The sequence below is a fragment of the Archangium lansingense genome, from assembly GCF_026626635.1.
GTDB lineage: Bacteria > Myxococcota > Myxococcia > Myxococcales > Myxococcaceae > Archangium > Archangium lansingense.
On sequence record NZ_JAPNKA010000001.1, the window covers coordinates 4889960 to 4910459 of the forward strand.

At 68.2% G+C, this 20500-nt stretch carries 18 protein-coding genes and 1 pseudogene; 11 read left to right on the plus strand and 8 right to left on the minus strand.

The genetic code is table 11. The annotated features are described in order from the left end of the window. Positions 1 to 23: 23 nt before the first annotated feature. A complete protein-coding gene (gene polX / locus OV287_RS20095; protein WP_267535650.1) occupies positions 24 to 1766 on the minus strand; it encodes a DNA polymerase/3'-5' exonuclease PolX in 1743 nt (580 codons plus the stop codon). Positions 1767 to 1907: 141 nt separating this feature from the next. Between polX and OV287_RS20100 the strand changes: the two genes are divergently transcribed. From OV287_RS20100 to OV287_RS20110, 3 genes are read left to right on the plus strand one after another with little or no spacing between them, the layout of a single operon-like run. Further along, entirely contained in the window at positions 1908 to 2225 is a 318-nt protein-coding gene (locus OV287_RS20100; protein ID WP_267535651.1) for a Rieske (2Fe-2S) protein, read from the plus strand. Between the two features lie 38 nt (positions 2226 to 2263). Beyond that, positions 2264 to 2440: a hypothetical protein gene (locus tag OV287_RS20105; protein WP_267535652.1), complete on the plus strand. Its 177-nt coding sequence runs from the start codon at positions 2264 to 2266 to the stop codon at positions 2438 to 2440. Beyond that, positions 2431 to 2898: a MogA/MoaB family molybdenum cofactor biosynthesis protein gene (locus OV287_RS20110; RefSeq protein ID WP_267542380.1), complete on the plus strand. Its 468-nt coding sequence runs from the start codon at positions 2431 to 2433 to the stop codon at positions 2896 to 2898. The genes OV287_RS20105 and OV287_RS20110 overlap by 10 nt, the downstream gene beginning before the upstream one ends. A gap of 66 nt (positions 2899 to 2964) precedes the next feature. On the opposite strand, the gene OV287_RS20115 is transcribed toward OV287_RS20110, so the two are convergent. Further along, positions 2965 to 4701: an NAD-binding protein gene (locus tag OV287_RS20115; protein WP_267535653.1), complete on the minus strand. Its 1737-nt coding sequence runs from the start codon at positions 4699 to 4701 to the stop codon at positions 2965 to 2967. A gap of 171 nt (positions 4702 to 4872) precedes the next feature. Between OV287_RS20115 and OV287_RS20120 the strand changes: the two genes are divergently transcribed. Both OV287_RS20120 and OV287_RS20125 read left to right on the plus strand, forming a co-directional pair. Continuing rightward, on the plus strand, positions 4873 to 7119 hold the full coding sequence (locus tag OV287_RS20120) for a mucoidy inhibitor MuiA family protein (protein ID WP_267535654.1): 2247 nt from the start codon (positions 4873 to 4875) through the stop codon (positions 7117 to 7119). Between the two features lies 1 nt (position 7120). Beyond that, complete coding sequence (locus OV287_RS20125) at positions 7121 to 8740, plus strand: mucoidy inhibitor MuiA family protein (RefSeq protein WP_267535655.1); 1620 nt, start codon at positions 7121 to 7123, stop codon at positions 8738 to 8740. 31 nt (positions 8741 to 8771) lie between these two features. Here OV287_RS20125 and OV287_RS20130 read toward each other — a convergent pair whose 3' ends face one another. Further along, positions 8772 to 9425 (minus strand): TetR/AcrR family transcriptional regulator, encoded by a 654-nt coding sequence (locus OV287_RS20130; RefSeq protein ID WP_267535656.1) that lies wholly within the window; start codon positions 9423 to 9425, stop codon positions 8772 to 8774. A 101-nt stretch (positions 9426 to 9526) separates the two neighbouring features. Between OV287_RS20130 and OV287_RS20135 the strand changes: the two genes are divergently transcribed. Continuing rightward, positions 9527 to 10903, plus strand: a complete 1377-nt coding sequence (locus OV287_RS20135) for a carotenoid oxygenase family protein (RefSeq protein ID WP_267535657.1) — start codon at positions 9527 to 9529, stop codon at positions 10901 to 10903. Positions 10904 to 11002: 99 nt separating this feature from the next. Here the strand turns inward: OV287_RS20135 and OV287_RS20140 are convergent, their stop codons facing one another. After that, complete coding sequence (locus tag OV287_RS20140; protein WP_267535658.1) at positions 11003 to 11383, minus strand: hypothetical protein; 381 nt, start codon at positions 11381 to 11383, stop codon at positions 11003 to 11005. A gap of 179 nt (positions 11384 to 11562) precedes the next feature. On the opposite strand from OV287_RS20140, the gene OV287_RS20145 reads away from it, so the two are divergent. From OV287_RS20145 to holA, 4 genes are all read left to right on the plus strand, one after another. Next, the gene (locus OV287_RS20145) at positions 11563 to 12096 is read left to right on the plus strand and encodes a P-loop nucleotide/nucleoside kinase family protein (RefSeq protein WP_267542381.1); all 534 of its coding nucleotides are present in this window, start codon (positions 11563 to 11565) and stop codon (positions 12094 to 12096) included. A gap of 91 nt (positions 12097 to 12187) precedes the next feature. Beyond that, positions 12188 to 13117, plus strand: coding sequence for a TIGR02757 family protein (locus OV287_RS20150; protein ID WP_267535659.1), 930 nt, complete (start codon positions 12188 to 12190; stop codon positions 13115 to 13117). A 156-nt stretch (positions 13118 to 13273) separates the two neighbouring features. Next, a complete protein-coding gene (gene holB / locus OV287_RS20155) occupies positions 13274 to 14302 on the plus strand; it encodes a DNA polymerase III subunit delta' (RefSeq protein WP_267535660.1) in 1029 nt (342 codons plus the stop codon). After that, positions 14299 to 15618 (plus strand): DNA polymerase III subunit delta, encoded by a 1320-nt coding sequence (gene holA / locus OV287_RS20160; protein WP_267535661.1) that lies wholly within the window; start codon positions 14299 to 14301, stop codon positions 15616 to 15618. Before holB ends, holA begins: the two co-directional genes overlap by 4 nt. Here the strand turns inward: holA and OV287_RS20165 are convergent. Further along, positions 15578 to 16132 (minus strand): Lrp/AsnC family transcriptional regulator, encoded by a 555-nt coding sequence (locus OV287_RS20165; protein WP_267535662.1) that lies wholly within the window; start codon positions 16130 to 16132, stop codon positions 15578 to 15580. The genes holA and OV287_RS20165 overlap by 41 nt on opposite strands. Positions 16133 to 16307: 175 nt before the next feature. Between OV287_RS20165 and OV287_RS20170 the strand changes: the two genes are divergently transcribed. Further along, positions 16308 to 17546 carry a trans-sulfuration enzyme family protein gene (locus OV287_RS20170; RefSeq protein ID WP_267535663.1) on the plus strand — a complete coding sequence of 413 codons (1239 nt, stop codon included), beginning with the start codon at positions 16308 to 16310 and terminating at the stop codon, positions 17544 to 17546. Here OV287_RS20170 and OV287_RS20175 read toward each other — a convergent pair. From OV287_RS20175 to OV287_RS20185, 3 genes and pseudogenes are all read right to left on the minus strand, one after another. Continuing rightward, complete coding sequence (locus tag OV287_RS20175; RefSeq protein WP_267535664.1) at positions 17466 to 18116, minus strand: hypothetical protein; 651 nt, start codon at positions 18114 to 18116, stop codon at positions 17466 to 17468. The genes OV287_RS20170 and OV287_RS20175 overlap by 81 nt on opposite strands. An 80-nt stretch (positions 18117 to 18196) precedes the next feature. Continuing rightward, positions 18197 to 19447, minus strand: a complete 1251-nt coding sequence (locus OV287_RS20180; RefSeq protein WP_267535665.1) for an imm11 family protein — start codon at positions 19445 to 19447, stop codon at positions 18197 to 18199. After that, a pseudogene (locus OV287_RS20185) lies at positions 19419 to 20276 on the minus strand (AHH domain-containing protein); the annotation flags it as partial. The pseudogene OV287_RS20185 and the gene OV287_RS20180, both read right to left, overlap by 29 nt. Between the last annotated feature and the right edge of the window lie 224 nt (positions 20277 to 20500).

Consider the following 20500-nt stretch of genomic DNA (forward strand, 5'->3'; position numbering starts at 1 on the left):
CCTAGCACCAGTGACGGCCCGCGTCAGGTTGCTCGCAATTTGCGGAGGGTGGAGACGAACTGCTCGGCGGGGAGGGTGTTGAGGATGTCCTCCTTCCGCGCCCAGCCCCGGCGTGCGGTGGCCACCGCGAAGGCCAGGTTGCCCAGGTCCGAGGCCCTGTGCGCGTCGCAGCTCACCACCAGCTTCACCCCGCGCTGGAGCGCCATTCTCACGTGCTCCGTCTTCAAGTCCAACCGCTCCGGCTTGCCGTTGATCTCCACCACCACCCCGCGCTCGGCGGCCTTGTCGAGCACCGCCTCCATGCGCACGGGATAGGGCTCCCGGCTATGGATGAGCCGCCCGGTGGGATGCCCGAGGATGTGCAGGTGCGGGTTGTCGAAGGCCGCCAGCAGCCGGCGCGTCATCTGCTCCTCGTCCATGCTGTGCCGCACATGGATGGAGCCGATGACCACCTCCAGCTGCTCGAGCACGCTGTCCGAGTAGTCGAGGGCGCCACTCTCCAGGATGTCCACCTCGATGCCCTTGAGGAGCCGGACGCCTTTGACGGTGTCGTTGACGCGGTCGATCTCGTCCCACTGGCGGCGGAGGTCCTCCTCCTTGAGGCCGCCAGCGTAGATGGCCGCCTGGCTGTGCTCGGTGACGGTGAGGAACTTCAGCCCCAGCTCCTGGGCCGCTCGCGCCATCTCCTCCAGCGAGTTCCTCCCGTCGGACCAGGTGCTGTGCGCGTGCACGGCGCCCTGGACGTCCTCGAGCGTGACCAGGTTCTCGGGCAGCCGGCCCTCGAGCGCGGCCTCGATCTCCCCCGAGTCCTCGCGTAGCTCGGGCGGGACGTACTGCATGCCGAGCAACTGGTAGAGCCCGGCCTCGTCGGACACGTGCAGCTTGGTGCCATCGGCGCGGTGGACGCCCCACTCGGAGATCTTCAGCCCCTTGTCATGGGCAATCCCCCGCAGCCGCACGTGGTGGGCCTTGGAGCCGGTGAAGTGGTGCAGGGCGGTGGCGAAGTCCTCGTCCGGCAGGACGCGCAGGTCCACCTGGAGGTCATTCTCGTGCAGGCGCACCGAGCACTTGCTCTCGCCCCGGCCGATGACATGGGCCACCTCGGGTGCGCGGGAGAAGGCCTCGAACACCGCATTGGCATCGGGCGCCGAGGCGATCAGGTCCACGTCCCCGACCGTCTCCGCGCGCCGGCGCAGGCTGCCTCCAACGCTCGCGCGGATGACTCCGGGCACGGCCTTGATGGACTCGAGCAGCCGCTCGGCCACGGGCATCACGTCCCCGAGCAGGCGCCGGGGCGTCCGGGTGCGCAGGTACAGCTCCACGCCCGCGAGGATCTTCGCCTCGCTCTTCTCCCCGAATCCCGGGAGCTTGCGCACACGGCCCTCGCGGCAGGCCTTCTCCAGCGCGTCCACGCCGTCCACTCCCAGTTTGCTTGCGATGGCCAGGGCCTTCTTCGGGCCCAGGTCGGGCACCTGGACGAGCTCCAGGACCCCCGGGGGGAACTCGGCGCGCAGCGTGTCGTAGTAGGCGAGCTTGCCGGTGGTGAGCAGCTCGGAGACCTTGTCGGCGATCGCCTGGCCGATCCCCGGCAGCTCTTTCAGGCGGCCTTCGCGGACCAGGGTACCCAGGTCCTCGGAGAGCCCGGCGATGCGGTCGGCGGCGGTGTCGTATGCCCGACTGCGGAACGGGTTCTCCCCCTTCATCTGGAGGAGGAGCGAGATGTCCCGGAGGACCTGGACCACGGCGGCTTTATCGGGAGGCGTCACGGGAGGAAGGTAATGCCCCCAGAAGGGGGGTGCAGGCGAGCGGAAACGCGAGGTTCACCTACAAGACCTCCCCGCGCCGGGCCTCGCCGGGATACAAGGGCTCGGGTTGTTCATTTCAGAGAGTCACGAGAGACGGAGCCGATGAAGATCAAGCTCGGACCGGCGGACTTCGCCGAAAAGGAGATGCGGGGCTACGAGGTGGGCAAGCGCAGCCTGTGCGTTGCCAGGATCAACGGGCGTTACAAGGGGCTCGATGACTGGTGCAACCACGCTGGGTGCCTGCTGTCCGGTGGCCGTCTGGAGGGGAACATGATCGTCTGCCCCTGCCATGAGGTCGGCTTCGACATGGACACGGGGAAGAACGAGACCTCACCGGGCGTGTGCGATGACCAGCCGACGGTGAAGGTCGAGGTCGCCGAAGGGGAGCTCGTCGTCGAGCTGCCCGACCAGGACGTGTAGGAGGCTCACGATGGGACACGACGGACACGATCACGACCATGACCACGGGCATGGTCACGGGCACCACCATCACCACCACGGGCACGACCATGGCCATGACCACCACGGGCACGATCATGACCACGGGCATGGTCATGACCATGACCACCACCACGGGCACGAGCAAGGCTCTGCGACGGTGGCGGAGCACAAGGCGCACGCGCCGGTGCACGTGAGTGCGTTCGTGGTGACCTGCTCGGACAGCCGGGATGAGTCCAAGGACGAGAGCGGGCGGGTGCTGCGCGAGCTGCTGGAGGCCGAGGGGCACTCGGTGAGCGGCTACCGGGTCATCAAGGACGAGCCCGAGGCCATCCGCGAGATGCTGAAGGAGGCGCAGTCGGTGGGCGCGCGGGCGGTGATCTTCAACGGCGGGACGGGGATCGGCCGGCGCGACAGCACCGTGGAGACGCTGCAGGGGCTGTTCGAGAAGACGCTGCCCGGCTTCGGTGAGTTGTTCCGAATGCTGTCGTTCAAGGAGATCGGCAGCGCGGCGATGATGTCGCGAGCCACCGCGGGGACGTACCAGGGGATGATCCTCTTCTCGCTCCCAGGCTCGCCGAAGGCGGTGCGACTCGCGCTGCAGAAGCTCATCCTGCCCGAGCTGGGTCATGCGGTGCGTGAGCTGACCCGCTGAGCTGTGAATCTCCGGCCGGGCCTCGCGGGCTTCCATCGCCACGCGAGGTCTGGCCGGCTCTCTTCGTCATCCCGCGCGCCGCTGCCTCGCCGCCTCCTCGTCCTTCTGGCTCTCCCGGACGAGTTGCTGGCCAACGAGTGCGAGCAGCTCGGGAATCTGCCGGACCGCGGCACGGTCGTTTTCCCGGTACTTCTCCTCCAGCTCGGTCCAAGGGACGAGGCAGGGGTGGGTCCTCGCCACGTCATCGCGAGCGCCCTTTCGCCACCCATCGAGCAGGTGCCGCGCGCACCAGCGGTCGTGCTCCATGCGCGCCAGCAACTCCACCTCCTCGGAGGTGAAGGCGAACCCTCCTGTGCCTGTTCCCGGTGAGGCCGGCTCGGTCTGGCACCCGATGGCGCGCAGCTTGACGGGGATGTGGTCCGCTTGCTGGCGGTTCGACTCGCGGAAGAACTCGTCGAGCTCCCGCCACTCCTTCAGTGAGGGACGTGCTCCCGGAACCTCTCCCTCCGCGAGCTTGCGCTGCAGATAGGCCGTGTGCGCCGTGCGCGCGAGCAGATCCAACGTCTCGCCCAGGATGCTCTCGCGGGTGCACAGCCGGTCGATCATCCCGAAGACGCTGATCCGCCCGTTCCATCGGCCCTCTCCCGAGCCGTGCACCAGCGCCGACATCCCTTCCTCGTGCGACATTCGGACCCGCACTGGGACTCGGCGTCCGCGCAGCCGCTCGACCAGCGTCAGTCCACAGGCGAGCCCTCGGCGGTCATCGTCAAAGCACACCACGATGTCGAGGAGCCGGTGGGGATCCTGTCCCCACTCCTCGAGGCGCGTGAGCACCTCGGCATACTCCACATCCCCCTCGAGCACGTCCAGGTCCGCTACCTCGGTGAAGCCCGGGCACCTGCCGAGGAATCGCTGCCGCCGCTCCTCCGCCTTCCGGTCGACGATCGTCACCCGCAGGCGGGAGCCGTTGGCCAGGTGCGCCAGCCGGGCGGCTTGCAGGGCCACGCTCTCTCCCATCTGCCCGAACCCCACCACGCACAGGTGCACGAAGCGCGGGTCCCCGGGGCTGAGCCGCTCCCGGTCCAGCGGGTTGTCCCGCAGCAGCACACGGGCTGCCGCCTCGTGGATGTTGAAGGGCGTGGCCTCCACTGGCTCCGTCCCCGTCAGCACCTTCGAGGCGCGGATGAGCCCGCACAGCTGGAGGTCTCCCACATGAGAGAGGACGCGCAGGGGCGTGGTGCGTCCCGGAGCCCGCTCGCGCACGAGCCGGCGCGCGGCCAGGGCCGTCTCGATGTTGGCTCCATCATCACCCGTGACGGCGAGGAGGAGCGCGGCCTGGTCCACCCGGGCCTGCCGGAGGATGGCCTCATCGGCCGCGGCGTTCAGCATCACGAGCGCACCCGCCTCACGGGCCGCGAGCAGGGAGTCGTTCTCCTCGTCCTTCTCGATGATGACGACACACTCGCCCCGGGCGAGGAAGTCCTGGGCGAGCTGGTGCCCCTTGCGTCCGAGGCCGCACACCACCACATGCCCGGAGAGCCGGCGCAGCCTCAGCCGCTCGAGCTCGCCCGCGAAGATCACGGAGCCGGCGCGCAGCACCGCGTAGAAGGACACGGTCGCGGCGGACCAGCGGGCGACGTCGAGCGTCCAGGACGTCTTGTCCGGCAGCACCTGGAGCTGCAGCACGAAGAGTTGCACCGACTGGTAGAGCAGGTCCGAGAGACCGAAGCGGGGGTCTTCGAGATAGTCGCGGAGCCCCACGACCCCGAGCCCGAGGGTGGAGAGCACCCATGCCATGACCATTCCGGGCTCATGGTCGCGGAGGAAAGCAAGGAAACGTCGCATGTGCCGGCGAGTCTACCTCGGGCCCAGGCGGCGTGAGGGGGGGTGGACGGGCAGGGGAACGCCATGAAGCCTTGCCCGGTTGCAAAGCCGCGTTCTAGCGTGCCGCGCAACGCATTTTCGGGAGGGTGCATGCCCATTGTGGAGTCCCGCCTCGACACCGTGACCCTCTACCATCAGGGGGCTCGGGTAACCCGGTTGCTCTCGCTGGACTGCCCCGAGGGCAAGCCGCCCTCGGAGCTGGAGATCCCCCGGCTGCCGCTTTCGCTGTTCGACGCCACCGTGCGCGTGCGCGTGCTGTCCACGGACAATCCCCAGGCGGATCTCTCCGCCACCCACGTGCGCGTGGGCTTGTGGATTCCTCCGAGGAACGCGCCCCTGGACACGGTGGACGAGGCGGCGCTGCGCGCGCTGCGCCAGCAGGTGCGGACCGTGGAGAGCCAGCTCCAGCAGCTCGACTGGGAGATGTCCATCCTCGCCGACATCCCCGTGCCGGAGCGTCCGGAGCCGGAGGAGGGGAAGCCACCGCCGCCCGCTCCCATGGGCGCGCGCCTCGCCCTGGAGCAGTTCTCCCAGGAGGGGGTGCAGTCCCGACTGGTGGAGGCTCGCTCCCAGCGGGAGCAGCTCCGCAAGCTGAAGGAAGAGGTGGCCGTTCTCGAGGACAAGATGGCGAGGGCCTCTACCGCGCGCGAAGTGACCGCGGCGGACCTCTACAAGTCCGTCCACGTGCAGCTGCGCCACGGGGGAGGCGAGCTTCGGCGTGCGGAGCTCTCCGTCGAGTACTTCATCCCGGGCGCGCGTTGGGCTCCCAGCTACCAGTGCCGCCTGTCGCGGGACTGCCGGCAGGTGGAGCTGGTGACGCGTGCCCTTGTCTGCCAGTACTCCGGAGAGGACTGGCGCGGCGTGAAGCTGGTGCTCTCCACCGCCGCGCCCATGAGCTGGACGGAGCTGCCGGAGCTGTCCTCCATCCGCATCGGCCGCGCGCAGCCACCATCGCCTGCTCGCGCCGGTTTCCGTCCGCCCCCGAAAGGCGCTATCGCACTCTTCTCCGACTTCGACCGTGACCGCAGATCGTTGCTGCGCGGGTTGTCTGCACCGTCGGCATACGCGCTCCCCGCGCTGGCTGCTCCCGTGGACCTGGAGGAGGGAGTCACCTTCGGCGGGGTGAGTGACGCCCTCGAGCGCCGCAAGGAGAAGAAGCGGCTCCAGAAGAGCGAGCGCTCGATGCTCGACAGCCTGGGCAGCGACGACTTCAGGGCCGAGGAGTCGGCTGTGTACAGCGAGGTCGCCGCGGATGAGGCGATGGACGCGGAGATGGAGACGTCCTACCCCATCGCCGTCGCCGCCCCGTCGCCGAGCATGGCTCCCCCTCCGCCCCCCGCGCCCATGCTGGCCCGCCCGGCGATGGCCGCTCCCGGTGCTCCCGCCGCGCGTTCCAGGTCCGTGTCTCGTGGAGGCCCTGGAGGCGGTGGCGTGGCTCCCTCGCAGGCCAGCCTGGAAGCGGTGGTGTTCACCCACCTGCGGCTCTCTCCAGCGACCGACGGCATGCGCAACCGGCTCCAGCCCGTTGACGCGCGGCGCTTCTACCTGGAGTCGCTCGCGCGCTTCCAGGTGGAGGTGCGGTTCGATGTCATGGCCGTGGTGGCGGAGGCGGAGCTGCGCGCTCGCTCCGTGGCCAACCAGGACCTGCCGGGAGGCACGGCCGATGTCCGGGCGGCCAGCGGTCATTTCGACTTCAGCTACACGGCCGATGCCACGGTGGATGTCCCGTCCGACAACACCTTCCACTCCGTGGCCCTGGGCACGCGCACCGGCGAGGCCAGCGTCCTCTACGTCACCGTTCCGCGCGAGGACAGCAACGTCTACCGGCAGGCGCAGGTGAAGAATCCGTTGTCCGCTCCCATGCTGCCGGGCCCGGCCGAGGTCTACGTCGGGGGCGAATACGTTCTCTCCACCACGCTGCCCTCGGTGCCCCCTCGCGGTGAGTTCAAGCTGGGCCTTGGGGTGGAGCAGGCCATTCGCTGTGCGCGAAACACCCGCTTCCGCGAGGCCCGCAGCGGCGAGAAGATCGTCGCGACGACGGAGCTCTGGCACGACCTCCTCATCGATCTCGTCAACAACCTGGACCGTGAGATCGTCTGCGAGGTTCGCGAGCGCATCCCCCAGCCCGCGCCGAACGCGGAGGTGGTGGTCGAAGAGGGCGACGTCACTCCCGCGTGGGAGCCCTATGTGCAGGAGGAGCGCGGCAGTGTGCTCGAGGGAGGACGCCGCTGGCGCCTCACCGTGCCCGCCAATGGGACGAGCAAGCTGTCTGCTCAGTACGTGGTGAAGCTGTATGCCAACAACGAGCTCAGCGGTGGCAACCGCCGGGAGGCGTGACATGAGCACGGCCATCCAACTTACGGGTGTAGAGCGCTACGAGCCCGCCCTTCCCGAGGCGGCTCCGGTCCTGGACGCGCCAGTGCGCAGCGTGACGCTGCTGGAGGATCGGGCCCAGGTCACCCGCCAGGGCACCGTGCGCGTGCGCGCCGGGCAGAACCGCGTCGTTGTCCCGGGCGCGGCGCCGGTGCTGCAGGACGTGTCCCTGCGCGCCGAGGTCCTCTCCGGCCAGGCGCGTGTGGCGGACGTCCGCGTCCGTCGCAGCCTGCGCATCCGGACCGCGGACAAGCCCGAGGCTGCGCGGGTGCTCGAGGAGCGCATCGAGGCGTTGCAGCGCGAGCGCGAGCAGGTGCTGGAGGACCAGGCCCGCTCCCGTGCTCGCTTTGAGCGCGTCCATCGGATGTTGGTGCTTGGCGCCTCGGAGATCCCCGAGGACGCCGGTTGGGGGATGGGCGCCGCGGCCCAGTGGCAGGACACGTTCGACGCCCTGTTCCGCAAGGCTCGCCAGTTCCGCGAGTCGGCGCTGCGGGCCACCTTCACCGCGGAGCGGCTGGCGGAGGAGATCGCCGCCGTGATGCGCCAGCGTCAGGCGATGGATCGCGTGGACCAGCAGGTGGTGGGCTGGCTGGAGGTGGACGTGCTCGCGGACTCCGAGGGAGAGGTGGACGTTCGCATCCACTATGTGGTGCCCAACGCGCTGTGGCGGCCGCTGCACTCGGCGCGCCTGCTGGGCGGAAATCGGGTCCACGTCGCCTCTTCTGCCGCGGTCTGGCAGGACACTGGCGAGGACTGGAAGGATGCGGAGCTGCGCTTCTCCACCGCGCGCTCCTCGCTGGGCATAGAGCCACCCTTGCTGCGGGCGGACCTGCTCACCGTGAAGAAGAAGAGCGAGACGGTGGTGGTTCAGGCCCGGCAGGTCCAAGTACAGAAGGCAGGGATGGGCAGTGCACCGGCCTCTGGTGCTGCAGCTCCCACGGCTCCGTCGGGTGTGGATCTTCCCGGCGTGGATGATGGCGGGGAGACGCGCAACCTGCGGGCACAGGGCAAGAACACCATCCCCTCGGATGGGCGGCCCAACATCATTCCGCTCTTCACCTTCGAGGCCGAGGCGGAGTCGTCGCTGGTGACCTTCCCGGAGCTGGAGACCCAGGTGTTCCTGCGGGCAGTGGCTCGCAACGTCTCGCCCAATCCGGTGCTGGCGGGACCGGTGGAGCTGCTGCAGGAGAACGGCTTCGTGGGCTGGACCCAGACGCTGTTCGTGGCGCCCCAGGAGAAGTTCGAGCTGAGCTTCGGCCCGGAGGAGTCCGTCCGCATCCAGCGCGAGGAGAAGAAGGAGAGCGAGCTCAACCCGGTGAGCAAGTGGAACGAGGCCACCACACGGCTCACCCTCTATCTCTCCAACCTCTCGGGCACTCCGCGCACCGTGGCGGTCACCGAGCGCCTGCCCGTATCTGAGATCGAGCACGTGAAGGTCGAGCTGGACAGCGAGAAGACCAGCGGCGCTCCGGTGCTCGACGTGAACGGCTTCTGCACGTGGAAGGTCGAGCTGCCCGCCAACGGGCATACGCGCCTGCACCTGGTGTTCAAGGTCCTGACGGCGCCGGGCGTGCAGAGCGTCTGAGCCGGGGGGGCGGAGCCGAATCCGGGCCGGTTCAGCGCGCGGGTGGGGATTTGCTCCGGCGCGACGTGGCCGGGACGTCCTCCCCCGTCACCGCCCGTGCGATCCGCTCCGCGTCCGCGGTGGTGATGCCCAGCGAGGCGAAGGTACCGCTGACGAAGAGGGTGGCCACGCCCTGCGCCAGGGCCCGACCTCGCAGCTGCTCCATCAAAGGATGTGAAGCGGGGATGGCGGCTCCGGAGCGGATCAGTGCCGCCAGCTCTGGCCAGAACGTCTCCAGCGAGCCCTTGAGTGCCTCCGGTGCGTGAATCTCCGTCGATGTCGCTGCGTAGTCGATGTTCGCGGGATCGGTCGCGATGCGGTGGAGGGCCGGGTTCTCCGCCGCCCAGCAGATATAGGCCACGCCCGAGCGACGGAACGCCTCGCGCGGGTCGGAGATCCCCTCCGTCGCTGCGACGAGCACCTCACCGAGCTGCCGGTTCCCCTCCATGGCGAGCGCACGTAACAGGGCCTGGCGGTCCGCGAAATGTTTGTAGGGGGCGGCGGAGGACACACCGACTCGGCGGCCGACCTCGGCCACGGTGAGCGCGTCCACGCCTTCCTCGCGGATGAGCTCGATGCTCGCCTCCAGCAGGGCCTGCTTGAGGTCCCCGTGGTGGTAGGGGCGCGTTCGCGTCTTTCGGGTCATCGCTGTCTCCGGATTGAAGCGGAAACGAAGTCCGTTGCAAAGTAAGTAAGACTCACTTACTTTTATTCCGGGCATAGGTCCACCCTTTCGAGGAGCAGTTGATGAGCCAGCGGAATGCCGTGAGTCCCCTGTTGCGGTCCCTCTCGAGACCCCACGGCTTCGAGCCTCTGCGCGTCGAGGGACGGCTCCCCGAGTCGCTGCGGGGTACGCTCTTCCGGGCTGGGCCGGGCCTCTTCGAGCGCTTTGGCGCGAGTCTCTCGCACGCGTTCGAGGCGGACGGAGCAATCTCGGCGGTGCGCTTCGATGGAAGCGGTGCACAGGGGGCCTGCCGCATCGTCGAGAGCGCTGGCTACCGCCAGGAGGAGGCAGCGGGGCGGTTTCTCTTCAACTCGGCGGCCCCCTGGTTGGATCGCATGCGTGCCGCGCGCAAGGGCATTGCGAAGACCACGGGGAATACCTCGACCTTCTTGTGGCAGGACCGGCTCTTCGCGCTGATGGAGGGCGGACTGTTGCAGGAGATGGATCCGGGAACGTTGGACACGCTCGAGGCCACCGACCTGGGCGTGGTCTCCACTGCCTTCTCCGCACACCCGCACCGCGTTGCCTCGCTTCGGACGACCTTCAACTTCGGCGTGCGCTATGGCCCGAAGATGCTCATCGATCTCTACGCGCTGTCCGATGAGGGCTCCGCCTCGAAGCTCGGCACGGTCGAATCACCCTGGCAGGGCATGATGCACGACTTCATCGCGACCGAGCGGCACCTCATCCTCTTCGTGGGGCCGGTGAAGCTCAATCTCCTGCGCGCCATGCTCGGCCTCGCGGACTTCACCAAGCTCTTTCAGTGGAAGCCCGAGCTCGGGGCCCGGCTCATCGTCGTCCCGCTGGATGCCATCGACTCGCCACGTACCTTCGAGCTCGATGCCTTCTGGACCTGGCACTTCGCGAATGCCTTCGAGGAGGACGGCGGTCCGTGCATTGACCTGTGCCGCTACCCCGAGTTCTCGCTCAGCGACATTGGCGAGCTCGAGGATAGCGGACCGCCCCCGCTGCTGACGCGCCTGCACCTCGACCTGAAGACCGGAAGGACGCGCGAGACGAAGCTCTTCGACATCCCGTGTGAGTTCCCGCAGTTGCACCCACGGCTACAGGGGGCGCGTCACGGCACCCTCTTCGCGCAGACCGAACGCCGCGGCGCGGACCGGAAGTACTCGGGGATTACGCGCATCGAGCTCGATCGCGGGAGCAGCGCGGAGTGGGCCGTGCCCGCAGGACATGTGCCGAGCGAGCCCGTGCTCGTGCCGCGTGGGGAGGCGGAGGACGACGCCTTCGTGCTCGACCTCGTCTACGATGGGACGAGCGACCACTCCTACGTCGCGGTCCTGGACGGGCAGCACCTGGAGGACGGTCCCGTGGCGACCGTTCACTTCGACCACCCCATTCCCGTCACGTTCCACGGCGGATTCTCCGCCGCACGCTGAGGGCGCTCCGACAGAGAACTGAGGCCCCAGAAACAACCTGGGGCACTCGGCACCCTCACCCCGTCCCTCTCCCGGAAGGAGAGGGGCAGGGGACGACGCTTACTGGCGCGTCAGCGTGATGGGGGTCCGTGCCTGATTGCACGCATTGGTGATGCTGACCGCCTCGAAGTAACCCTTGATCTCGTCGCCGTCGTACTCACCGTCGATCTGGATGACCGTGTCCGAGCTCTGCGAGCCCGACCCGACCGCTCCGAACTTCACGCTCGTCTCAGCCAGCGATCCACTGAGGGTCGCATTGTTGAAGCAGGTGGCCTTGTTGGTGCTGAGCACCCCGGTCATGACGACAACGGAGCTCGAGACCTGCTCCTTCACGTTCACGGTGACATCCCAGCCGGTCACGCTGCCCTTCCACGTACCGACGAGGTTGTTACCGCCACATCCACAAACAGCAATGGCCATACAGGCAACCCACTTCTTCATGCGTTCTCCTGAGACGACGTGTTGACGCGGGGCACTATAGGCAGCGCCGCCCGCACCGCATCTAGATTCGCGGGCAAGCTCCGCCGGTGCCCTGGTCCAGAGTAGGCGGGGAGATCACATCAATCAGGGGGAAGCCGTTTGGACATCAGGACCGGAAGGACACAGGGGGCGACACCTTGGTGCTCGACCTCGTCTACGATGGGAGGATCGCCATGGCCCATCTGCATCTCATCATTGGTCCGGTCGGTGCGGGAAAATCGACCTTCGCCCTTCAGCTGTGTCGGGAACATCAAGCAATCCGCATGACGCTCGACGACTGGATGGCAGGGCTCTTCGGCCCGGATGAGCGCCCCGCGATTGGCCGCCTCGAGTGGTACATCGAGCGCAGGGACCGATGCCTCGAACAGATCTGGAAGCTGACGAAGGAGCTGATCGGCATTGGCACCAATGTCGTGCTCGAGATCGGCCTCATCCAACGGCAGGAGCGCGAGGCGTTCTACGCTCGTGTGGACGAGGCCCGTATGGGGCTCACCGTGTACGTGCTCGATGCGCCCCGCGAGGTGCGCAGGGCGCGGGTGCAACGGCGCAACGAAGAGAAGGGGGCGACGTTCTCGATGGAGGTACCCCCTCATTTCTTCGAGCTCGCCAGCGACATGTGGGAACCGCCGGAGGAGGACGAGTGCAGTGACCGCGACGTCCGCTTCCCGGGCTGAGCGGACGGAGCTCACTGGCGCGTCAGCGTGATGGGGGTTGGATGAACTCCGTGGCGGAGTGCGTTGCTCCAGGCTACGGAGTGTCTGAACCATGCCCCCGAGAGCTCGAGGACCTACAGGACTGAGCCCGCGAGACGCCGAGCGCCTGCGCCCCTGTCTGGATGCCTTCCTGGCGTCGACGGACAGCCGGGCGCGCATCGCGTTCGATCCGCTGGAGTTCCCCCACCGCTACCGCGACCCCAGAGACATGGAGGTGAGCGCACTGCTGGCCGCGGCGCTGGCGTACGGGCGCGCGGACCTGTTCCGCCCCAAGGTGGATGCGTTGCTCAAGCGCATGGGCCCGTCTCCGGCCGCCTTCGTGCGTGCGCTGGACGTGGCCGGGGCTCGTGAGCTGCTCACGGGGTTTGTCTACCGCTTCAACGTGGGCACGGACGTGGCGGTGCTGCTGCTGGGCATGGGCCGAGCCCTGCGTGAGCACGGGAGTCTGGAGGCGCTCTTTGTCCAGGGGTTGGAGGCCCGGGGTTCCTGGCACGGCGCGCTGGATGCCTTCACCTCGGCTCTGCGGGATGTGCCCATGGCGCCGCTTCGGAAGGCGCTCGGGCCCGAGCGCGGGCTGCAACACCTGTTGCCCTCGCCCCTCGGGGCCGGCGCGGCCAAGCGGCTCAACCTGTTCCTCCGGTGGATGGTGCGCGGGCCGGATGGGGTGGATCTCGGTATCTGGAAGCGCGTCAGTCCCTCGGCGTTGCTCATTCCCCTGGATACGCACATCGGGCGTATCTCGAAGCATCTGGGGCTCACTCGCCGCAACGATCTGAGCTGGCGCACCGCCGAGGAGGTGACGGCCTCCCTGCGTGCACTCGATGCCGCGGACCCCGTGCGCTTCGACTTCGCGCTGTGTCATTACGGCATGAGCGGCGTGTGCCCCACGAAGCCCATTCCGGAGAACTGCGCCCAGTGCAAGCTGCTCCCCGCGTGCTCCGTGGGTCAGAAGACGGTGAAGGCACAGAGCCGAGCCAGATGATGACCCTCACCCCAGCCCTCTCCCAGGGGGGAGGGGGCATACACGGGGTCAACCCATGGGGTTCGATACCCTCACCCCGACCTTCTCCCGGCGGGAGAGGGGAAGGCTACCCCATGAGTGGTTGACGAGGGCGCTCCGAGCGGGGATACACGCGCCATGACGTTGGCCTCGGTCGTCGGACAGCCTCGCGCCATCGACGCGCTCCTCGCGGCTCTGCGCGGCGGCTCCGTTCATCACGCCTATCTCTTCGCCGGCCCCGAGGGGGTCGGCAAGGAACTCGCCGCCGTGGGGCTCGCTCAGGCCCTCACGTGTCCGGAGAAGCCCAATGAAGGGTGTGGCTCCTGTTCGAGCTGCACCCGCCTCGCGAAGGGCTCCCACCCGGATGTCTCCTGGCTCATGCCCGATGCCCAGCGCGTGGAGCGTGGGCTCGCGGGACGCTCGGACATCCAGGGTACGCCCAGCCGCGAAATCCGCGTGGAGCAGATCCGCGGGCTGCTGGAGCGCATCACCCTGCGCGGGCTCGAGTCCAAGCGCAAGGTGGCCATCGTGGTGGATGCGCACATGATGAACCCGCAGGCGCAGAACGCCTTCCTCAAGACGCTCGAGGAGCCGCCCGCGGACACCACGCTCATCCTGTTGGCCTCGGCCCCGGACAAGATGTTGCCCACCATCCGTAGCCGCTGCAGCAAGGTGTATTTCGGCCCGCTGCCCGTGGGTTTCGTCGCCGAGCGCCTCCAGAAGGAGCGCAAGTTGGATCCGCAGACGGCGGAGCTCGCGGCGGTGATGGCGGGTGGCAGTCTGGGGCGGGCCCTGGCGCTGGACCTGGACGCGCTCGCGGCGCGCAAGGACATCATCAGCGGCTTCGAGGCCCTGAAGCCTGGCGAGGTGGGCGCCATGCTGCGCTGGGCCGAGACGTTCGGCGCCTCGCGCGAGCTGGCCGAGCAGGCGCTCTCCATCCTCTCCATGTGGACGCGGGACGTGTCGCTGGCGAAGGCAGGCATGGAGCGCCTGGCCAACCAGGACCTGATTCAGCTCGCGCAGGAGGTGGCGGCGCGCACGCATGAGGCGGTGCTGCACCGCCGGCACGCGCTGCTGGAGAAGACGAAGACGACCATCGTGGAGCGCAATGCGGCGCCGAGGTTGCAGCTCGAGCGGATGCTCATCGAGCTGCTGGAGGGGCGATGAGCGCGGCGGACATCGAAGACGTGCTGGACGAGGCGAAGGCCGGCAAGGTGGCTCCGCTCTACCTGCTATGGGGCGAGGAGTACCTGGTACGCCGGGGCGCGGATGACCTGGTGAAGGTGCTGCTGCCGGACGCGTCGGCGGGGCTGAACTTCGCGGTGCTGGACGCGGGCTCGCCGCGCGAGGTGGCGCAGGAACTGGCCACGATGCCGCTCTTCCCGGGGCGCAAGGTGGTGCTGGTGCGCGACCCGGAGTTCCTCGCGCCGAAGAAGGGCCGTGGGGACGCGCTGGGCAAGGCTCGCGAGGCGTGGAAGGCGGGCAAGCGCAAGGAGGGCGCGCGGCGGCTGCTGGCGCTGGCGGCTCGGGCGGGGTGGGGCGTGGAGCAGCTCGACCCAGGGGCCTCGGGTGCGCCGTCGGTGGAGCAGTGGAAGGACGAGCTGAACGTCGACCTCGCCGAGGCGGACCTGACCTTCCTCAAGGAGGTGGCCACGTTCTGCCGCGAGGAGCGCATCACCGCGCCCGAGGGTGACGCGAGCGCGCTGGTGGAGCTGTTCCAGAAGGGCGTACCCCCGGGACACGCGCTGGTGATGGCGGCCTCGGAGGTGGATGCGAAGAATCCGCTGGTGAAGCTGGCGGCGGACAAGGGGCGGGTGGTCGAGCGCAAGGTGGCGGCGCGCCACAAGGACTTCGAGCTGGAGCCGCTCGCCGAGGAGTTCCTGCGGCCCTTCAAGAAGAAGCTGGGGAAGGGAGCGGCGGAGCAGCTCAAGGAGCGCATCGGCGGCAACGTGCGGCTCTTGCAGTCGGAGCTGGAGAAGCTGGCGGTGTACGCGCAGGGACCGACGATCGAGGCCTCGGACGTGGCGCTGCTGGTGGCGCACACGCGCGAGGAGGAGTTCTTCGAGCTGTCCGAGGCGCTGCAGAACCGCAACTTCAAGGCGGCGCTGGACTACACGATGGACGCGATGGGGCAGGGCGTGCATGGGCTGCAGCTCCTGGGCGCGGTGGCCTCCATCACGCGCGGCATGCTGGAGAACCACGAGCGGCTGGAGAAGTACGCGGGAGGTTCGCTGCCGCGCTCGTATCCGGACTTCAAGTCGCGGGTGTTTCCAAGGGTCGAGGAGGAGGCCAAGGCGGCGAAGGGCAAGGCCCCGCACCCGTACGCGGCGTTCCTCGCGATGCAGGGGGCGGCGCGCTACAAGCGGCGTGAGCTGCTCGATGCTCTGGTGGCCTGTGCCGACGCGGATCTGGCGCTCAAGTCCTCCGCGAGCAGCAAGCTCGTCATCGAGCGGCTGCTCTGGACCGTTTGCGGGAGCGCTTGACGGGCTCGGCGCTGGGGGCCGGGCGCTGGATGGCCCCCATGGGCCCGTAGAGCGGGAGCCCGGGGCTGCGGACGTACTCGAAGATGAGCGACGTCTCCAGGTGGGCCACCTCGGGCCGGGTGGTGAAGGCGTCCATGCCGAGGTCTCGCAGGTGGTCCGCGTCCCGCACCGCCACGTGCACCAGGAAGTCGTTGGCTCCGGCCACGTGGTAGACGGCCAGCACCTGCGGCAGCGAGAGCGCGTGGCGGCGAAACTCCTCCACCATCTCCCGCGAGTGCTGCCTCAGTCGCACGGCAATCATCGCCTGCAGCCCGATGCCCACCGCTCGCGCATCCACCTCGGCGTGGAAGGACTTGAGCACGCCGGTCTCGCGCAGCCGCGTCACCCGTGCCAGGCAGCTCGACTGCGCGAGCCCCACCTCGGCGGCCAGCTCCTTGTTCGAGAGCCGCGCATTCTTCTGCAGGGCCTCCAGGATGGCGAAGTCGATGGAGTCCAGGTTCGAGGTCTCATCCATGGATGCGAACGTATTTCGTTCGGCATGCCGCTGCCATTGCGGCAGTGAGGGGAACTGGCCGAAGCCAATTCGGTCCCACCCCAGTTTTGCCGGCGAGCTCCGCAGCCAATTCGATGTCTCTCCGCCCTGCGGAACCCTATTCTCTCATCTGCCTTTCTCACGGGAGGAAATTCGGATGAGCAAGCTCGGTTTCGAAACGCGTGCGGTCCACTCGGGCCGGGAGGATCTGGCCAACCTCGGCGTCCATGCGCCGCCGATTGATCTCTCCACCACCTATCCCGTGGGCAGTATGGGGGGCATTGGCGAGTGCTTCGACGCGCTCGCCCAGGGCGGTCCTCTGCGCGACAACCCCATCTACGCCCGGCTGCACAACCCCACCGTGGTGCGCTTCGAGAAGGCGCTGGCCGCGCTGGAGGGGGCCGAGGAGTCGGTGGCCTTCGCCTCGGGCATGGCCGCGCTGACGGCGGTGCTGCTCGCGGCGCGCCAGGGTGGCAAGCACGTGGTGGCCTGCCGTCCCGTCTACGGCGGCACGGATCACCTGCTGGACAGCGGCCTGCTGGGGCTGGAGGTCACCTGGACGCATCCGCATCATGTGCGCAAGGCCCTGCGTCCGGACACGGTGCTCGTTGTCGTCGAGACCCCGGCCAACCCCACGCTGGCGCTCATCGACATTGCCCAGGTGGTGGCCCAGGCCGGCGAGGTGCCGGTGCTGGTGGACTCCACCTTCGCCACGCCCGTGCTGCAGAACCCGCTCGCGCACGGGGCCTCGCTGGTGCTGCACAGCGCGACCAAGTTCCTCGGTGGGCACGGTGATGTGATGGGCGGCGTGGTGGCCACGAGCGCGGCCTGGGCGGCGCGGCTGCGCCAGGTGCGCATCGCCACCGGCGGCGTGCTCCACCCCGAGGCGGGCTACATGCTGCACCGGGGCCTTGCGACGTTGCCCGTCCGCGTCCGCGAGTCGCAGCGCGGCGCCATGTTCCTCGCCCAGCGGCTGGCCTCGCATCCCGCCGTGTCCCGCACGTGGTACCCGGGGCTTGCCGGGTGTGACCCCGAGGGTCTTATCGGGCGGCAGATGCGCGGGCCCGGGTGCCTCTTGTCCTTCGAGGTGGCGGGCGGCGCGAAGGCGGCGGCCCAGGTGATGGAGCGAGTGGAACTGCTCACCCCGGCGGTGAGCCTCGGCTCGGTGGACTCGCTCATCCAGCACCCGGCGAGTCTCACGCACCGCGTGGTGGACGAGAAGCACCGCGAGGCCAGCGGCATCTCCGCGGGGATGCTCCGGGTCAGCGTGGGCCTGGAGAACCCCGAGGACCTCTGGGCGGACCTGCAGCGCGCCCTAGACGCGGTGCAGCCGCTCGGGCATGGGGTGGGGGAGGGCTGCAGCGTGGTTCGTCGAGACCTCGCGCTCCAGGGCTGACAGGAACGCGCCGAAGAGCCGCTCCTCGAGGGCCTTCGGCGCGGACAGGTCCGACACGCCGGCCTGCGCCAGCCGCAGCTTGCACGTCTCCTCGATGTCGATCCGGTGCGACTGCTCCTCGGTGACGACCTTGCCGAGCTCCAGGCGCACCGACGCCACGCGGGTCGCGGCCTTGTAGAGCGGGTACATGATCATGGCCCGCTGCTCGATGAGCGTGGTGGTCAGCAGGTAGTTGAGCTTGACGTCCTCGTGGCCCAGGGCCTGCGTGGCCCAGGAGGCCAGCTCGCGGTCGAGCGTCTGGAAGTACGTCGCGGCTTCCTGGGGACAGAGGTACACGGAGACTTCGCCTCCGGCCACCTCACACGCCAGCCGCTTGAAGGCCAGGGCGTGGCGTGTCTCGTCCGCGAGGTGTCCGAGCACCTCCAGCGTCGGATGACGATCGGCCACCGTGCGGCTGATCTTCCGCGCCCCGACAAACTCCAGCAGGGACAGCGTGTTCAGCCAGCGAGCCTCGAGCGTGGGGTCGGCGGCAATCTGCTTCAGGACGGTCTGGATTCGTTCGCGCAGCATGGTCGCGGCGCGCGCTCTACCGCGTCGCGAGCCCGGATGCCATGCCTACGTTCCGTGGGGTCCCAACCATCGGCGTGGGGCTACACCACCGCGCGCCGTTTGGCGCGAGATAGGTGCTCCTCGCCACCCTCCACGAAGCGCCGCACCAGCTCGTCCCGGCCCTGCTTGCCATGCTGTACGAGGTAGGCCAGTTCGGTGGGCAGCAGCGTCTTGACCGTGACGAGCCGTACCCGTCCTGCCGGGAGGTCGAGATGCTGCGGCAGGGTGTTTGATTCCAGCCCCAGGAGCACGCCCACCCGGCCCTCCTTGGTGACGAGGGACCTGGGCATTCCCTTTCCCGACACCTCCATGCTCAAGAGGCCCGTCAGAGCGGCCTTCCTCACTCGCTCATGTTCCACGACCTCGTTCGCTACACGGTGGAGAACCAGAAGGGCCCAGCTTCCCTGGACGTCCTTGACGGGCTCGTCCGTCTCGATGGCGAGCTCCAGGCCGATGCCGACGGAAGGCACCTCATGTCCAGGGGGGGGATCGGAGAGGCCGTCCGTTACCAGCAGGAGTCGTCGCTCCGTCCGGTGAATGACGCGCCATGCCTGCCGCTGGCCCGGCCATTCCGGACCCCCGGGGACAATCGGCACGATGGCGTCTTCCTCCAACTGGCCAAGGCTCCGCCAGACCGCTTCGCGCGCGGTGTCCACCTGTCTCAGCCAGTCTTCGTGTGATGCAACTTGCGGTTGCTGGTCAGCCGTCTGGCGTCTGGGGCCTGTGACTTCTCTGAAGTCGAGTCCCGTGGCGCCGGTGCGCTCAAGAGCCTCCTTCACGTCGTTGGCGACAATGAGGGCCACTCTCCATCCCCAGGGACGGAAAACCCTGGCATCAGCGACTTTGGAGGGGTCGATGCGCATGCCGTACACATCCCGATACTGCCCGACCTTGTCGGGTCGCCCATCCTCCGGTTGCCAGTACAGCACTTCCTCACACGCCGCGTCGTCAATGCACTTTATGAGGCGGGTGACATTGACCAGGAAGTAGGGCTCTGGCCGCGACTCCACCTCCACGGGGAAGAGCTGGACGTCGCCCGGTGCCAGTTCGGTCAGGACGCGCACCACCTTTTCGGTGACCACGGGAATGGCCCCCGTGTCGACGCGCGTGAAATCGAGCGAAGTGCCGGGGTGGTAGACAGGGACTCGAAGGCGGCTGTCATAGCGAGTGGGCTCACCGCTCATGAACTGCCGCGTGCGCACTTCCTTCCCCTGCTCATCAAGAGGGTCTCTCAGCAACCAGCGCTCCGGGCTGCTCATGTCATCAATCAGCTCGAAGTATCTCTGCGCCATGCCGTTTTCCTCGCTTCACGGAGCCCCGGTTACCAGCTTGTTGAGTCCGGAGCCTTTCCCCCGCCAGCTTCCCCAATTCCCGCGTGAGTGCCTCCCGGCACTGGGCCGTGGTTTGGCATTCCTCCGTCGCCTCCGCGAGCCGCTGATAGATTCGCTCATGGTACGCCCTCGGGTGGGGCCCCTTGTGGCCCGGAATGCGGACCTTGTTGGCCGGGTCTTCCATCGACATGCCGGCCTTGTCGAAGAATTCCTTGAGTCTTTGGGTCCAAGGCCCGCCACGAAGGGTGGACTTCTCATTCTCCACGGTAGCGATGTGGTGGATGGGGGCCTTCTCGACCTCCCCCTGATTCTGCATGGCGAGGAGGGCACCCGAGCCGGAAGGAAGTGTGAGAACGAGTCTGCCCTCGACCACGGACACCGACGTCGCTTCCGACGCGGCTGCTGGCAGGCGGAAGCCTCCGGCGGTGGCGGCGTTCTGCACCGCCTGGGGGAAACCCGGCAGTCCGCTCCCCGTCATGGCCTCCTTGCCCTTGGCGCCCGCCTTCCAGGTCGCCAGGAGGATGAGAACGCGCAGCGTGTTGGGCCCGAGCACCTGGGCGTACCGCTCGCTCGAGCCGAGTAGCTCGTGGAACGTGCTGACTGCCTCCACCTCGTCCCAGAGCTGCTTCGTGGCGGAGATCAATCCCCAGAGCTCATGGCCCAGGTAGCCCCAGAGGAAGAGGGTCATCGCCAGGGCGAGACTCTTGGAAATGGGCTCCGGTGCCATGAGCGCCACGAGATAGAGGGAGAGACCGGCGAGCAGTGCCGTCATGGCCTGCGCGGAGAATTCACACCTCCGGAAGTGACGAGACGGGAAGCCGTCGTTCCGGAATCACACGGAACCCCAGGTGTGCCCGTCAAGCCATCGGGTAGGCCGAGGCTGGGAGGATGCAGCGGGTAGGCTGTGAGCTGGGCAGTGCCCCGCGTCCCACGGCGTCATGCGGACGGCCGGTGGGAAGAGGGAAGAATCGCTGCCCGAGTGGAGATGCCGTTTTGGTTGGCTGACCAATCCAG